The following is a 16,524-nucleotide window of genomic DNA, read 5'->3' as shown; positions in this document are numbered from 1 at the left end:
GGACCGCGTAGCCGCATCCTTCACGCCCCACCGTACCGCCTCGCGCCGCGGCCGTGCGGGGAGCGATGTCGTGTTCACTCAGGGCTGCAAACATCAATTCCCCCCGTTGTGTTCCGTATCCTGTGCCCGCGCATTTCCCGAGAGTTCCTCATGGAGCAGTTCCAGCACGCTCCGTACGCTCTCTCTACGGATTTCCTTGCGGCCACCGTTCAACCGCAACGAGACCACTTTCCCCACGCGGGCGCTCGTCGCGGCCGGGCCGGCGACGGCCACGTAGACGGTTCCGACGGGCTGGCCGTCCTGCGGGGCGGGCCCCGCGACCCCGGTCGTCGAGATGCCCCAGTCGGCGCCGAGCCGGTCCCGTACACCGGCCGCCATCTGCAGCGCGACCTCGGGGTCCACCGCTCCGCGCTCCGCGAGCAGAGCCCCGTCGACGCCCAGCAGCTCGTGCTTCACGGCCGTGGCGTAGGCCGTGACCGACCCGAGGAAGGTGACCGAGGAGCCAGGCGCTCCGGTGAGCTCGGCGGCCACCAGACCGCCCGTGAGGGACTCGGCCGCGGCCACCGTCTGACCACGCTCCGCCAGCAGCTCCAGGACCCGGGCGGCCTCTTTCATCGCGTCGTCGCCTCCGCTCGTGCGGCGGCCCGCTCGGCGGCGAGTCCCCTGCGCCGCAGTACGACCGCCTGTCGTACGTAGTCCAGACCGGTGACCACCGTCAGCACGACCGCCACCGCCATCACCCAGAAGCGGAGGGTGGCCAGCGGTCCGGTGAGCATGAGGACGTACATGCCCACGGCGGTGCCCTGGGCGAGCGTCTTCATCTTGCCGCCGCGGCTGGCGGGGATGACCCCGTGCCGGATGACCCAGAACCGCATCAGGGTGATGCCGAGCTCGCGGGCCAGGATGACCGAGGTCACCCACCAGGGGAGGTCACCGAGCGAGGACAGCGAGATGAGTCCGGCCGCCATGATCGCCTTGTCGGCGATGGGGTCGGCGATCTTCCCGAAATCGGTGACCAGGTTGTACGTACGGGCGAGGTGCCCGTCGAAGATGTCCGTGATCATGGCCACCGCGAACGCCGCCCAGGCCCAGGCCCGCCACGCGGGGTCGTGCCCGCCGTCCTGGAGGAGCAGCACCACGAAGGCCGGCACGAGGACGAGCCGGATCATGGTGAGGATGTTCGCGATGTTCCACAGGCTGGCCTGGTTGACGGCCGCCGCGCCCAGCTTGCCGCGGGGCGCCGGCCTACCGGTCCCGCCCGTCGCGGATGCCGGGACTCCGGTCATCTGCCCGCCTCCTCGAAAAGACACTCGGCCACCAGGTCGACGCCCTCCGTGCCGACGACCTTCGCCCTGACCATACGGCCCGGGGCGAGGTCGGGACCCGCACCGCCGTCCGGGTTGAGCAGCAGCACCTGTCCGTCGGTCTCGGGCGCCTGGTGGGCCGCGCGGCCGATCCAGCCGCCCTTCTCGTCCTCGTCGTCCGACTCGGTTTCGACGAGTACTTCCAGGGTCTCTCCGATCCGCTCCTCCGCACGCTGTGCGGTGAGCTCCTCGGCGAGCCGGGAGAGGTGGGCGAGCCGCTCGTCGACGACGTCCTGGTCGAGCTTGTGCTCGTACGTGGCGGCCTCGGTGCCGTCCTCGTCGGAGTAGCCGAAGACGCCGATGGCGTCGAGGCGCGCGTGGGTGATGAAGCGTTCCAGCTCGGCGAAGTCGGCCTCGGTCTCGCCGGGGAAGCCGACGATGAAGTTGGACCGGGCACCGGCCGTGGGGGCCTTGGAGCGGATGGTCTCCAGGAGCTCCAGGAAGCGGTCGGTGTCGCCGAAGCGGCGCATGGCCCGCAGCACGTCGGGGGCGCTGTGCTGGAAGGACAGGTCGAAGTAGGGCACGACCTTCTCGGTCGACGTGAGGACGTCGATCAGGCCGGGGCGCATCTCGGCCGGCTGGAGGTAGCTGACGCGGACGCGCTCGATGCCGTCCACCGAGGCCAGCTCGGGCAGCAGGCTCTCCAGGAGCCGGATGTCGCCGAGGTCCTTGCCGTAGGACGTGTTGTTCTCGGAGACCAGCATGATCTCCTTCACGCCCTGCTCGGCGAGCCAGCGCGTCTCGTTCAGCACGTCCGAGGGGCGGCGGGAGACGAAGGAGCCGCGGAAGGAGGGGATGGCGCAGAAGGAGCAGCGGCGGTCGCAGCCGGAGGCCAGCTTCACGGAGGCGACGGGGCTGGTGTCCAGGCGGCGGCGGAGCGGCGCGCGCGGCCCGGAGGCGGGCGCGACGCCCTCGGGCAGGTCGCTCGGCACGTTCTCGGGGGCTTCCACGTCACCGTGCCCCGGCAGGGCCACGGCCGCGGCGGCCTCCTGGCGCTCCACGGGCGACAGCGGCAGCAGCTTGCGCCGGTCACGCGGGGTGTGGGCCTCGACACTGCCACCGCTGAGGATGGTCTGGAGGCGGTTGGAGATGTCGGCGTAGTCGTCGAAGCCGAGGACGCCGTCCGCCTCCGGGAGGGCCTCGGCGAGCTCCTTGCCGTACCGCTCGGCCATGCAGCCCACGGCGACGACGGCCTGGGTCCTGCCGTGGTCCTTCAGGTCATTGGCTTCGAGGAGGGCGTCGACGGAGTCCTTCTTGGCGGCCTCGACGAATCCGCAGGTGTTGACGACGGCGACGTCCGCTTCCTCGGCGTTCTCGACGAGCTCCCAGCCGTCCGCTGCCAAGCGGCCTGCGAGCTCCTCCGAGTCCACCTCGTTACGGGCGCAGCCAAGAGTGACAAGGGCGACGGTACGGCGTTCGGGCATGGGCTCAAGACTACTTCGTCCCGGCCGTTCCCCCGTCGCGCAGGGTTCACCTGCGCGACAGAGGTCACATCGGCCGCCACGGCCGGGCTCATCCGGCCTCGGGGTCGCCCTTGGTGTAGCTGAGCCGCTCGACCTGGCCGGATTCGAACTTGTCGTCGAGCTTCTTGCCGTTCACGTAGAGCTCGATCGCACCGGCGTTGCCGAGGACCAGGTCGACGCGCTCGTCGTCCTGGAAGGTCTTGGACTCGCCCTTGAGGAGGAGCCCGTCGAAGAGGAGCTTTCCGTCGTGCGCCTTGGCCGAGATCCAGCTCTTGTCGTCGACGGCGGTGAGCTTGACCGTGACCTTGTCCCGCGGGACCGCGGCGATCGCGCTCTCGGTGGGCTTGGGCGCGGTGGGCTTCGCCGGCTTCGGCTTGGCCGCGGAGCTCGCCTTCTCCGGGGCGGGGGCCGGACCGCCGTCGGCCACGGAGGTCCCCGTGGAGGCGTCGTTCCCGTTGAACATCGTGAAGCCGACGAAACCGACGACGGCGACGATGGCCGCGACCATCGCGGCGGTCCAGTTGGGCCTGCGCGGCTCGGGGCGGATGCGTTCCGCCTCGAAGAGCGGGGCGGCGGGGGTGGGCGCGGGACGGCCACCGTGCTCGGCGTCGTACTGCTCGACCAGCGGAGCCGGATCGAGGCCGACGGCGCGCGCGAGGGTACGGATGTGGCCGCGGGCGTAGACGTCGCCGCCACAGCGCGAGAAGTCGTCCTCCTCGATCGCGTGCACGATCGGAATCCGGACACGGGTGGAGGCACTGACCTCTTCGACGGTGAGACCGGCGGCGATTCGGGCCTGCTGGAGGGCACGACCGATCGCGTCCCGGTCGTCTGCCGGGAAGATCCGGTCGTCTTCGGGGGAGTTGCCGATGGACACGAGAGCGCCTTTCGAGCGTGTAGCCACCTGCTGGACGTTCAGTCTATGGGTGGTACGAAAGGGTGGGGCAACCGGGCGGGTGCTGTTTGTACGCCATGAGGCTGGGACATCCTTCTGTCCCTCCCTCCAACTTGACGTACGGCCAGGGGAAACGGTTGCCCACCGTTCCCTTACGAGTGAGTCTCGGCCAGGTCTCGAACGTGCAGCCACGCCCTCCCGGATCGCTACGCCTCCGACTCCCCCCGGATCACGGCGAGGACCCCGTCCAGCTCGTCCGGCTTCACGAGCACGTCCCGCGCCTTCGAGCCCTCGCTCGGTCCGACGATGTTCCGCGACTCCATGAGGTCCATCAGCCGGCCGGCCTTCGCGAAGCCCACGCGCAGCTTCCGCTGGAGCATCGAGGTGGAGCCGAACTGGGTCGAGACGACCAGTTCGGCCGCCTGGCACAGCAGGTCGAGGTCGTCGCCGATGTCCTCGTCGATCTCCTTCTTCTGCTTGGTGCCGACGGTGACGTCGTCCCGGAAGACGGGCGTCATCTGGTCCTTGCAGTGCTGCACGACGGCCGCGACCTCGGCCTCGGTGACGAACGCGCCCTGCATGCGGACGGGCTTGTTGGCGCCCATCGGCAGGAAGAGGCCGTCGCCCTTCCCGATCAGCTTCTCGGCGCCGGGCTGGTCCAGGATGACCCGGCTGTCGGCGAGCGAGGAGGTGGCGAAGGCGAGCCGCGAGGGCACGTTCGCCTTGATCAGGCCGGTCACGACGTCCACGGACGGCCGCTGGGTGGCGAGCACGAGGTGGATGCCGGCGGCGCGGGCCAACTGGGTGATGCGGACGATGGAGTCCTCGACGTCACGCGGCGCGACCATCATCAGGTCGGCCAGCTCGTCGACGATCACCAGGAGGTACGGGTAGGGGCTGAGCTCCCGCTCGCTGCCCTCGGGCAGCTTGATCTTGCCGTCCCGGATGGCCTGGTTGAAGTCGTCGATGTGCCGGTAGCCGAAGGCGGCCAGGTCGTCGTAGCGCAGGTCCATCTCGCGCACGACCCACTGGAGTGCCTCGGCGGCCTTCTTGGGGTTGGTGATGATCGGGGTGATCAGGTGCGGGATGCCCTCGTAGGCGGTGAGCTCGACCCGCTTGGGGTCGACGAGCACCATCCGGACGTCCTCGGGAGTCGCTCTTATCATGACCGACGTGATCAGGCAGTTGATGCACGAGGACTTTCCCGAGCCCGTGGCACCGGCGACCAGGACGTGCGGCATCTTCGCCAGGTTGGCCATCACATAGCCGCCCTCGACGTCCTTGCCGAGCGCGACCAGCATCGGGTGCTCGTCCCCGGCCGCGTCCGCGAGCCGCAGCACGTCCCCGAGGTTGACCATCTCGCGGTCGCTGTTCGGGATCTCGATGCCGACCGCGGACTTCCCGGGGATCGGCGAGATGATCCGCACGTCGGGCGAGGCCACGGCGTAGGCGATGTTCTTCGTCAGGGCCGTGATCTTCTCGACCTTCACGGCGGGGCCGAGCTCGACCTCGTACCGCGTGACCGTCGGACCGCGCGTGAAGCCGGTGACCGCCGCGTCGACCTTGAACTCGGTGAAGACGTTGGAGAGCGCGTCGACGACCGCGTCGTTTGCGGCGCTGCGGGTCTTGCCCGGCCCGCCGCGCTCGAGGAGGTCGAGCGAGGGCAGGGAGTACGTGATGTCGCCCGCGAGCTGGAGCTGCTCGGCCCGGGACGGCAGCTCGGTCGGCTCGGGCGCCGGCTTGGTCAGATCCGGTACGCCCCCGCCGGGACGGTCTCCCCCACGGGCCGGCGGTACGGGCGCCGCCGGCGCGGTCTTCTCCCCGGCAGCGGCGGCTCCGGTGGCTGAGGCCGCAGCGGCGGCGTTCCGCTCGGCGGTGACGTCCTTGGTCAGGTCGGCGACGATCGGGGAGGGCGGCATGCCGTTCAGTACGGCACCGTCGAGCGCGGCGGCGGCCGCCGCGGCGACGTCCACCGGGTCGAGACCGGCGTCGACGCCGTCCCGCCCGGAGGTGCGGCGGGCCGAGCGGCCGCGCCGCTCCAGCAGCTCCGTCTCGGCCCGGTCCACGTCGTACGGCTCCGCGGGCCCGCTCCCCCGGCGCCGGACGGGCCGTGCCGGGCGGGGGGCCGCCTCGCGCCACTCCTCGTCGTACCCCTCGTGGCCCGGGTGGCCCGCGTATCCCTCGGCCTCCGCCGGGTCGTACGGAAGCTCGACGATGCCCAGCCGCGCGCCGAGCGCGCGCAGCCGCTGCGGGATCGCGTTGACGGGGGTGGCGGTGACCACGAGCAGCCCGAAGACGGTGAGCAGCACCAGCATCGGTACGGCGAGGACCTCGCCCATCATGAAGACGAGGGGCTGGGACGCGGCCCAGCCGATGAGCCCGCCGGCGTCCTGCATGGCCCCGCTGCCGTCGCCGCGCCCCGGCGAACCGCAGGCGATGTGCACCTGGCCGAGGACGCCGATGACGAGGGCGGAGAGGCCGATGCTGATCCGCCCGTTGGCCTCGGGCTTCTCCGGATAGAGGATGAGCCGGATGCCGATCGCGCCGAGCAGCAGCGGTACGAGCAGGTCGAGCCGGCCGAAGGATCCGGTCACCAGCATCTCGACGAGGTCGCCGACCGGGCCGCGCAGGTTGGACCAGGTGCCGGCGGCGACGATCAGCGCGAGGCCGAGGAGGAGCAGCGCGAGCCCGTCCTTGCGATGGGCCGGGTCGAGCCCCTTGGCGCCGCGCCCTATCCCCCGGAACATCGCCCCGATCGCGTGGGCGAGGCCGAGCCAGGCCCCCCGCACGAGTCGGTAGACGCCCCCGGTCGGGGACGGGGCGGGCCGGGGCGGGGCCTTCTTCGCGGCGGTCTTCCGCGCGGGCGCGCGTTTCGCGGGTGCGGCCTTCCTGGCCGCCGCCTTCTTCGCGGGCGCCTTGGCGGGGGACTTCGCGGGCGTCGCTTTCCTCGCGGCACCCGTCGTCCGGCCGGCGCGCGGTTTCGCGGTGGCCGCCGTGCCCTGGGAACCCTTGCCGGACGTACGTGAAGCCATGATGCCGAGGTTACCGGTGTGAAGACCCGCTGTCCGCCTCACCCGTTCGTGTCGTCCGTGCAGGGGCGCGGTGCTGACGCCGCATCACACCGAGCCGCACCCTCCCGAAGGGGTGATGACGGTACGTCAGCTCTGGCTGGGCAGCGTCGGCGCGGCGCCCGTCCCCGGCTCCAGCGCGTCCAGCGCCCGGCGCAGCCCGGTGAGCTTGCGCTCCAGGTGCGCGGCGGTGGCGACGGCGGCCGCGTCGGCGGAGTCGTCGTCGAGCTGCTTCGACAGCGCCTCGGCCTGCTCCTCGACCGCCGCGAGCCGGGCGGAGAGCTCAGCGAGCAGTCCGGCGGCCTCCTTGCCGTGACCGCCCTCGCCCCCGCCCTCCAACTGCAGCCGCAGCAGGGCGGCCTGCTCTCGCAGCTTGCAGTTCTTCATGTAGAGCTCGACGAAGACGGAGACCTTGGCGCGCAGCACCCACGGGTCGAACGGCTTGGAGATGTAGTCGACCGCCCCGGCCGCGTACCCCCGGAAGGTGTGGTGGGGGCCGTGGTTGATGGCGGTGAGGAAGATGATCGGGATGTCCCGGGTCCTCTCCCGCCGCTTGATGTGGGCGGCAGTCTCGAAACCGTCCATACCCGGCATCTGGACGTCGAGCAGGATGACCGCGAAGTCGTCCGTCAACAGCGCCTTGAGCGCTTCCTCCCCGGACGATGCCCGCACCAGCGTCTGATCGAGCGCGGAGAGAATGGCCTCCAGCGCCAGCAGATTCTCCGGCCGGTCATCGACCAGGAGGATCTTGGCCTTCTGCACCATGCCCCGTCCTCCTCGTCCCGGCAACGGCTCTCCCCGGACCCCCGAACCGGGGGAAGCACCGGGCGCCGCCCCAGAAGACGACTCCCTAGCGCCGTCCGTCCTTGTGCCGGTCATCGTAGCCGCACCCCGCCCGTCGCCACACCCTGTCACCGCGATGTCACTGTGCACGTAGCGGAAACGCGGTGGGAGACCAGAAGGTTCCCCGTATCCAGCCCTCTCACACGCCCCAGGCGACAGCCGGTCGGAGCGGCACCGACGGAGCCCGGGGGTCCGCGCCCGGCGCGGACCCCCGGCGCCAGGTCACTTCCCTCGCATCCACTGCTCCATGACCGACAGCAGATGATCGGGGTCGACCGGCTTCGTCACGTAGTCCGAGGCACCGGACTCGATCGCCTTCTCCCGGTCGCCCTTCATCGCCTTCGCCGTGAGCGCGATGATCGGCAGCCCCGCGAACTGGGGCATGCGCCGGATCGCGGTCGTCGTCGCGTACCCGTCCATCTCCGGCATCATGATGTCCATCAGCACGACCGTCACGTCGTCGTGCTGCTCCAGGACCTCGATGCCCTCCCGCCCGTTCTCGGCGTAGAGCACCGCGAGCCCGTGCTGCTCCAGGACGCTGGTGAGCGCGAAGACGTTGCGGATGTCGTCGTCGACGATGAGCACCTTCTCGCCGGAGAAACCGTAGGTACGGCGCGGCTGCTCGGCCTCCTGCTCCTCACGGTCCGCCGCGGCCGGCTGCCCGGGGCCGGCGCTCCGGGCCCCGCTCGCCTCCGCGGCGGCCTTCCGCCGGTGACGGAACAGCGCCCCGGCACCGGACCGTGCCTCGGTCCGTACGGGCGGCGGCGGGAAGTGCGGGAACGGGTGGGCTGCCCCGGCCGCCCCCTCCTCGCCGCCCTGCTGCTGATCGTCGGCGTCCTGCGCGCCCTGCCCCTGGCCGCCCGACGGCAGCTCCGTCGGGCTCAGCGGCAGGTAAAGCGTGAACGTCGAACCGCGGCCGGGCTCGCTCGCCGCGAAGATCTCGCCGCCGAGAAGCCGCGCGATCTCCCGGCTGATCGAGAGACCGAGACCCGTACCGCCGTACTTCCGGCTGGTCGTGCCGTCGGCCTGCTTGAACGCCTCGAAGATGACCCGCATCTTGCTCGCCGCGATCCCGATGCCGGTGTCGGTGACCGAGAAGGCGATCAGATCGGCCTCCGGGTCCCGCAGCGAACCGGCCTCCAGGAGCTGCTCGCGGATCGACTGCGGCACGTCCGCGCCCGCCGGCCGGATCACCAGCTCCACCGCGCCCGTGTCGGTGAACTTCACCGCGTTCGACAGCAGGTTCCGCAGGACCTGGAGCAGCCGCTGCTCGTCGGTGTGGAGCGTGGCCGGCAGCTCGGGCGAGACCCGCACCGAGAAGTCGAGCCCCTTCTCCGCCGTGAGCGGCCGGAACGTCGCCTCCACGTAGTCGACGAGCTGGACGAGCGCGATCCGGGTCGGCGAGACGTCCATCTTGCCCGCCTCGACCTTCGACAGGTCGAGAATGTCGTTGATCAGCTGGAGCAGGTCCGACCCCGCGCCGTGGATGGTCTCGGCGAACTCGACCTGCTTCGGCGTCAGGTTCGTCTCGGCGTTGTCGGCGAGCAGCTTGGCCAGGATCAGCAGCGAGTTGAGCGGCGTGCGCAGCTCGTGCGACATGTTGGCGAGGAACTCCGACTTGTACCGCATGGAGACGGCGAGCTGTTCGGCCCGCTCCTCCAGGACCTGCCGGGCCTCCTCGATCTCGGTGTTCTTCACCTCGATGTCGCGGTTCTGCCGCGCGAGGAGTTCGGCCTTCTCCTCCAGCTCCAGGTTGGAACCCTGGAGCTCCTTCTGCCGGTGCTCCAGCTCGGCCGACCGCTCCTTGAGCTGCTCGGTGAGCTCCTGCGACTGCTGGAGCAGCACCTCGGTCTTGGTGTTGACGCTGATGGTGTTGACCGTGGTCGCGATCAGTTCGGCCAGCTGGTTCAGGAAGTCCCGCTGGATCTGCGTGAACGGCTGGAACGACGCCAGCTCGATCACTCCGAGCACCTTCCCCTCGAAGAGGACCGGCAGCACGATCACGTGCGCGGGCGCGGCCTCGCCGAGTCCGGACGAGATCTTCAGATAGCCCGGCGGCACGTTGACCTGGATGGTCCGCTTCTCCTCCGCCGCCGTCCCGATCAGGGTCTCCCCTGGCCGGAACGAGGTCGGCATGGAGCCGGCGGAGTATCCGTAGCTCCCGCGCATCCGCAGCTCGTACGAGCCGTCGCCCTCACCGACGAGTTCGGCGTCGCCGTGGGACGAGCCCGTCGGCATGGCCACGAAGAAGGCACCGTGCTGGGCCGAGACCACCGGGGTCAGCTCGCTCATGATGAGAGAGGCCACGTCGTCCAGGTCCCGCCGGCCCTGCATGAGGCCGGAAATACGGGCCAGGTTGCCCTTGAGCCAGTCCTGCTCCTCGTTGGCGAGAGTGGTGTCGCGCAGGTTGGCGATCATGGTGTTGATGTTGTCCTGGAGGGCCTGGATCTCGCCCGCCGCGTCGACCCCGTCGATCTTCAGGTTGAGGTCGCCCCGGGTGACCGCCGTGGCGACGGCCGCGATGGCCCGCACCTGACGGGTCAGGTTCCCGGCCATCTCGTTCACGGACTCGGTGAGGTCGCGCCAGGTCCCGTCGACGTCCCGGACGCGCGCCTGGCCGCCGAGGATGCCCTCCGTACCCACCTCGCGGGCCACGCGCGTGACCTCCTCGGCGAAGTTCGACAGCTGGTCGACCATCGTGTTGATGGTGTTCTTCAGCTCCTGGATCTCACCGCGCGCGTCGATGTCGATCTTCTTGGTGAGGTCGCCCTTGGCGATGGCGGTGGTGACGGCGGCGATCTGGCGCACCTGACCGGTCAGGTTGGAGGCCATCGAGTTCACCGACTCGGTCAGGTCCTTCCAGGTGCCCGAGACACCGGGAACCCGCGCCTGACCGCCCAGCTCGCCCTCCGTGCCCACCTCCCGGGCCACGCGCGTCACCTCGTCCGCGAAGGACGACAGGGTCGTCACCATCGTGTTGACGGTCTCGGCGAGCTCGGCGACCTCGCCGCGCGCCTCGACCGTCACCTTCTTCGTCAGGTCGCCGTTGGCGACGGCCGCCGAGACCCGTGAGATGTTCCGCACCTGACTAGTCAGGTTGTTGGCCATCAGATTGACGTTGTCGCTGAGGTCCTTCCACGTGCCGGTGACCCCGCGCACGCGCGCCTGGCCGCCGAGGATGCCCTCGGTGCCCACCTCGCGGGCCACGCGCGTGACCTCGTCGGCGAAGTTCGACAGCTGGTCGACCATGGTGTTGACGGTCGTCACCAGCTCCAGGATCTCGCCCCGGGCGTCGACCGTGATCTTCTTCGACAGGTCGCCCATGGCGACCGCCGTCGTGACCTCGGCGATGTTCCGCACCTGGATGGTGAGGTTGTTCGCCATGAAGTTCACCGACTGGGTGAGGTCCTTCCAGGTGCCGGAGACCCCCTGCACCTCGGCCTGACCACCCAGAATGCCCTCGGTGCCCACCTCGCGGGCCACCCGCGTCACCTGCTCGGCGAAGTTGGAGAGCTGGTCCACCATCGTGTTGAGGGTGTTCTTCAGCTCCAGGATCTCGCCGCGCGCGTCCACGTCGATCTTCTGCGACAGGTCACCGCGCGCCACCGCGGTGGCGACCTGCGCGATGTTGCGGACCTGGGTGGTGAGGTTGCCGGCCATGCCGTTCACGGAGTCCGTCAGATCCCGCCACACACCGGCCACGCCAGGCACCTGCGCCTGACCGCCCAGACGCCCGTCCGTGCCCACCTCACGGGCCACCCGGGTCACCTGGTCCGCGAAGGCGGAGAGCTGGTCGACCATCGTGTTGATGGTGTTCTTCAGCTCCAGGATCTCGCCGCGCGCGTCCACGTCGATCTTCTGCGACAGGTCACCGCGCGCCACGGCCGTGGTGACCTGCGCGATCTGCCGCACCTGCGAGGTCAGGTTCCCGGCCATGAAGTTCACGGAGTCCGTGAGCTCCCGCCAGCGCCCGGACACCCCGTCCACCCGCGCCTGACCGCCGAGGCGTCCCTCGGTGCCCACGTCCCGGGCCATCCGGGTCACCTGGTCCGCGAAGGACGACAGCTGCGACACCATCGTGTTGACGGTGTTCTTCAGCTCCAGCATCTCGCCGGCCACGTCCACCGTGACCTTCTGCGACAGGTCACCGTTCGCGACCGCCGTCGTCACCTGCGCGATGTCCCGCACCTGACCGGTCAGGTTGCGGAAGGCCGTGTTCACCGAGTCGGTGAGGTCCTTCCAGGTGCCCGCCGCACCCGGCACCTCGGCCTGGCCGCCGAGGAGACCCTCGACGCCGACCTCCCGGGCCACCCGGGTCACCTCGGAACCGAAGGCCGACAGCTGGTCCACCATCGTGTTGACGGTGTTCTTCAGCTCCAGCATCTCGCCGGCCACGTCCACCGTGACCTTCTGCGACAGATCACCGTTCGCGACCGCCGTCGTCACCTGCGCGATGTCCCGCACCTGCGTGGTGATGTTCCGGAACACCGTGTTGACGGAGTCCGTGAGGTCCTTCCAGGTACCCGCCGCGCCCGGCACCTGCGCCTGCCCGCCGAGCAGACCCTGCGCGCCGACCTCGCCCGAGACGCGGGTCACCTCGTCGGCGAACGTCCGCAGCGTCTCCGTCATCTGGTTGATGGTGTCGGCGAGCTGGGCGATCTCACCGCGCGCGGAGACCCGTACCTTCTGCGACAGGTCACCGTTGGCGACCGCCGTCGTCACCTCGGCGATCCCCCTCACCTGATTGGTGAGATTTCCCGCCATCGTGTTGACGGAGTCGGTGAGGTCCTTCCACACACCGGCGACCCCGGCCACCTCGGCCTGACCGCCGAGCTCACCCTCCGTACCCACCTCACGCGCGACCCGGGTCACCTCGGAGGAGAACGACGACAGCTGGTCCACCATCCGGTTGACGGTGTTCTTCAGCTCCAGCATCTCGCCGGCGACGTTCGCCGTGACCTTCTGCGACAAATCACCGTTGGCGACCGCCGTCGTCACGAGCGCGATGTCCCGCACCTGGGCCGTCAGCCGGTTCGCCATCGTGTTGACGGAGTCCGTGAGGTCCTTCCACGAACCGGACACCCCGCGCACCTGCGCCTGACCGCCCAGCTTGCCGTCCGTACCCACCTCGACGGCGACCCGGGTCACCTCGGAGGCGAACACCGACAACTGGTCGACCAGGTTGTTGGCGGTACGGGCGACCTTCAGGAACTCCCCGCGCAGCGGCCGGACCGTCCCGTCGGCACCCTCCGAACGCAGGTCCATCCGCTGGTCCAGATCACCCTCGGCCACCGCCGACAGGACCCGTCCCACCTCGGACACCGGCCGCGCCAGATCGTCGACGAGCGCGTTCGCGGCCTCGATCGCCGCCGCCCACGCACCCTCGCTGGCCCCCGCCTCGAGCCGCTCGGACAGCTTGCCCTCACGGCCGACCACGCGCCGGACGCGCGACAGCTCACCCGTGACGTGCATCTGCCGGTCGGCGACCTCGTTGTACACGGCGGAGATCTCCGCCATGACCCCGTCACCGGACACCGTCAGCCGCCTGCGGAAGTTCCCGTCCCGCATCGACACCAGCGCGGCCAGCAACCGCTCCAGCGCCGCCGCGTCCACCTGGACCGTCCCCCCACGGGAACGGCCGCCTCTCGCGCGCGTGCCAGTGCCTCCGCCGCGTCGCGCCGCCGTGCCAGACTCCACCGTGTCCCTCCCGAAAGGGGTCGACCGTACTGCTCCGGCTCTCGCCGTCAGCCTCCCCAGTGTTTCACCGTGACCGAACCAGGCGATAACAGTTCGGCAGCTTCGTACGGCGTCCCTACCCCCGAGGGACGGAATCAGCGGTGACCGGCATCCGCTCGGACAGCGAAGGTAAGTAACCTGGCATCCGGCTGTCCAGCCGCCCCGGGCCGCCCGGCGGGGGCGGCGTGGTGCGCGGACGACCACCGGGCAGCGGGAGGGACAGACCGACCATGGCGGAACCGGGCGTCGAGACGCGTACGAGGAGTGCTGTGATCACCGCGCGGGCGAGTGCCAGCTTCGAGCCGGTCGGGCGGTCCGTCGCGGCCGCCCGCGCCTTCGTCCGGGACACCCTCCAGGGCTGGGGGCACCCCGAGCTCGTCGACGACGCCGTCGTCCTCACGAGCGAACTCGTCACCAACGCCGTCATCCACGCCGGCACCTCCGCCGAGGTCCTCTGCCTCCGCTCCGACGACAGCGTCCGCGTCGAGGTCGCCGACCGCTACCCCGAGCGCGAGATCCCCGTCCAGAGCGGCCGCTCGCTCGGCAGCCCGGACCGCGAGAACGGCCGCGGCCTGCTGCTCTGCGCCGCCCTCGCCCACCGCTGGGGCGTCGACTACTCCCCCACCCGCAAGCACGTCTGGTTCCACCTCGACCTCCCCCAGCGCCCCGTCGGCACCCGCTCCGCCGGGCCCGTCCTCCCCGACGCGCTCCTCCCGGTCGCCGAGAGCCGCGTCCGCGTCGCCGTCGTCCAGATCGACCGCGGCGGCGCGATCAGCGCGTGGAACGAGGACGCCGAGGAACTCTTCGGCTACGGCTCCGAGCAGGTCACCGGCAAGCCCCTCGGCGACCTGGCCGCCTGGCCGCACACCCCCGGCATCGGCACCGGCCTCGCCGAGGCCCTCCGTCTCTCCCGCTGGGAGGGCAGCTACGGCATCCGCTGCGCCGACGGCCGGGTGATCCCCGTCTACGCCGCGCACCTCCGGGTCCGCGACGCCCAGGGCGAGCCCTCCACGGTCTGTCTGCTGGTACGGGAGCACGAGCGCGCCGTCCTCCAGACCCCCCAGCGCCCCGCCGTCGAGCCCGGCGCCGAGAGCCGCGCCGCCGACCCCTTCGAGGTCTTCATCGGCTCACCGGCCCCCGACGACCTCGACGGCCTCCTCCAGCGCACGGTGGAGCGCGCCCGCGACATGCTCGACGGCGACGCCGCCTTCCTCCTGCTCGCCACCGACGACGAGACGGAACTGGAGGTACGGGCCACCACCGGCCTCCCGGCGGCCCGCCAGCGGTTCGCCCGCGTCCCCGTGGAGACCGGCGCCAGCCGTTACGGCTCCGCCCGCATGCCCGCCGTCCACGAGGACCTGGCGGCCGTCCCCGGCGCCGTCCCCCTCCTCGAGGGCACCGGCATGCGCTCGGTCGTCACCGTCCCGCTGAAGGTCGAGGGCCGGCTCACCGGCTCCCTCGGTGTGGCCGCCGAGGCCGCGAACCGCTACTCCAACGAGGAGGCGCTCCGCCTCCAGTTCGCCGCCGACCGCATCGCCCTGGCCGTCGAGTCGGCCCGCCTCGGCGAACTCGAGCGGCTCCGCCGCGGCTCCCTCAGCTTCCTCGTCGAGGCCTCCGACCTCCTGGCCGGCACCCTCGACCGTGATCAGACCCTGGCCCTCATGGCCCAGATGACGGTCCCCACCCTCGCGACCTGGTGCGCGGTCTACACGATCGCCGACCAGGCCTCCGACCCGTACCTCTCGTACGTGCTCCACGAGGACGAGGACCGCATCGACGGCCTCAAGGACCTGCTGTCCTCCATCGCCCCTCCGGACCCGGTGCCGACCCCGGGCGCCCGCGTCTGGTCCGCTCCTGGCGAAGCCGCGCACCGCGCCGCGCTGACCGCCTCGGTCCGCGCCCTCGATCACCCGACGAGCCCGCTCTCCTCCGGCGTCGACACCACGCTGGCCACCGCGAGCACGGTGGCCGGCGAGACGGTCGTCCTGCCGCTGGTCGCCCGCAACCGGGTCATCGGCATGCTGACCCTGGGCAGGCCCTCGGAGGACCACTTCCGCCAGGAGATCCTGGAGCTCGCCGAGGACCTCTCACGCCGGGCCGCCCTGGCCCTGGACAACGCCCGCCTGTACTCGGAGCGCGTGGCGATCAGCCAGTCCCTCCAGCGCAGCCTCCTCCCGCCCGGCCTCCCCACGATCCCGGGCGTCGAGGTCGACGTCATCTACCGCGCGGCCGGCGAGGGGAACGAGGTGGGAGGCGACTTCTACGACCTCTTCCCCATCAGCGACGGCGTCTACGGCTTCGCCATCGGCGACGTGTGCGGTACGGGCCCGGAGGCGGCCGCGGTCACCGGCCTGGCCCGCCACGCCCTGCGCCTCCTGGCGCGCGAGGGCTTCGGCGGCCCGGCGGTCCTGGAGCGGCTGAACGCGGCGATCCTCGACGAGGGCGCCCGCAGCCGCTTCCTGACCCTCCTGTACGGCGAGATGCGCCCGCAGGAGGACGGCTCGGCGATCCTCAAGGTCGTCTGCGCCGGGCATCCTCTCCCGCTGCGCCTGCGTCCGGACGGCACGGTGGAGCCCGCGGCCGAACCGCAGCCCCTCCTGGGCGTCATGGACGACCTGGAGCTGTACGAGGAGACGATCACGCTCGACCCGGGCGACGTCCTCCTGTGCGTCACGGACGGCGTGACGGAACGCCGCGAGGGCACCCGCATGCTGGGCGACGACGGCCTGGCCGAGGTCCTCAAGACGTGTACGGGCCTGACGGCCGGGGCGGTCGCCTCCCGTGTCCTGAGGGCGGTCGAGCGCTTCGCCCAGGCCCCCGCCTCCGACGACATGGCGATCCTGGCGATGCGCCTGCACGAACCGCACGATCAGTGACGCAGCCGGCCCCGCCGACGATTCCCCAGCGGGGATCGCCGGCGGCGCCCCGTCCGCATGGGAAACGCAAAAAGGCCCCCGCCACTTGGCGGGGGCCTTCTTACTCGGAGCCCTTTAACGGAATCGAACCGTTGACCTTCTCCTTACCATGGAGACGCTCTACCGACTGAGCTAAAAGGGCAGGTGTTCGGCGGTGTCCTACTCTCCCACAGGGTCCCCCCTGCAGTACCATCGGCGCTGAAAGGCTTAGCTTCCGGGTTCGGAATGTAACCGGGCGTT

8 protein-coding genes, 1 tRNA gene and 1 rRNA gene are annotated in these 16,524 nt (G+C 70.8%); 1 reads left to right on the top strand and 9 read right to left on the bottom strand.

What is annotated here, in order from left to right:
- Positions 1 to 93: 93 nt before the first annotated feature.
- From ACZ51I_RS29875 to ACZ51I_RS29845, 7 genes are all read right to left on the bottom strand, one after another.
- Positions 94 to 615, bottom strand: coding sequence for a CinA family protein (locus tag ACZ51I_RS29875; protein ID WP_468882016.1), 522 nt, complete (start codon positions 613 to 615; stop codon positions 94 to 96).
- On the bottom strand, positions 612 to 1,286 hold the full coding sequence (gene pgsA, locus ACZ51I_RS29870; protein ID WP_468882013.1) for a CDP-diacylglycerol--glycerol-3-phosphate 3-phosphatidyltransferase: 675 nt from the start codon (positions 1,284 to 1,286) through the stop codon (positions 612 to 614). Before pgsA ends, ACZ51I_RS29875 begins: the two co-directional genes overlap by 4 nt.
- Positions 1,283 to 2,788 carry a 30S ribosomal protein S12 methylthiotransferase RimO gene (gene rimO, locus ACZ51I_RS29865; RefSeq protein ID WP_468882010.1) on the bottom strand — a complete coding sequence of 502 codons (1,506 nt, stop codon included), beginning with the start codon at positions 2,786 to 2,788 and terminating at the stop codon, positions 1,283 to 1,285. Before rimO ends, pgsA begins: the two co-directional genes overlap by 4 nt.
- 88 nt (positions 2,789 to 2,876) lie before the next feature.
- The gene (locus ACZ51I_RS29860; protein WP_468882007.1) at positions 2,877 to 3,704 is read right to left on the bottom strand and encodes a helix-turn-helix domain-containing protein; all 828 of its coding nucleotides are present in this window, start codon (positions 3,702 to 3,704) and stop codon (positions 2,877 to 2,879) included.
- 224 nt (positions 3,705 to 3,928) lie between these two features.
- Entirely contained in the window at positions 3,929 to 6,754 is a 2,826-nt protein-coding gene (locus tag ACZ51I_RS29855) for a DNA translocase FtsK (RefSeq protein ID WP_468882005.1), read from the bottom strand.
- Between the two features lie 126 nt (positions 6,755 to 6,880).
- Positions 6,881 to 7,555: a response regulator gene (locus ACZ51I_RS29850; protein ID WP_468882004.1), complete on the bottom strand. Its 675-nt coding sequence runs from the start codon at positions 7,553 to 7,555 to the stop codon at positions 6,881 to 6,883.
- A 300-nt stretch (positions 7,556 to 7,855) separates the two neighbouring features.
- Positions 7,856 to 13,330 (bottom strand): HAMP domain-containing protein, encoded by a 5,475-nt coding sequence (locus ACZ51I_RS29845; RefSeq protein ID WP_468882001.1) that lies wholly within the window; start codon positions 13,328 to 13,330, stop codon positions 7,856 to 7,858.
- Between the two features lie 269 nt (positions 13,331 to 13,599).
- Between ACZ51I_RS29845 and ACZ51I_RS29840 the strand changes: the two genes are divergently transcribed.
- Positions 13,600 to 16,245, top strand: a complete 2,646-nt coding sequence (locus ACZ51I_RS29840) for a SpoIIE family protein phosphatase (RefSeq protein WP_468881998.1) — start codon at positions 13,600 to 13,602, stop codon at positions 16,243 to 16,245.
- A 108-nt stretch (positions 16,246 to 16,353) separates the two neighbouring features.
- Here ACZ51I_RS29840 and ACZ51I_RS29835 read toward each other — a convergent pair.
- A tRNA-Thr gene (locus ACZ51I_RS29835) sits at positions 16,354 to 16,426 on the bottom strand.
- A gap of 4 nt (positions 16,427 to 16,430) precedes the next feature.
- Positions 16,431 to 16,524 (bottom strand): 5S ribosomal RNA (gene rrf / locus ACZ51I_RS29830); the annotation flags it as partial.

The organism is Streptomyces sp. NPDC034084 (assembly GCF_055575535.1).
This window is presented reverse-complemented; position numbering and strand designations above follow the sequence as displayed.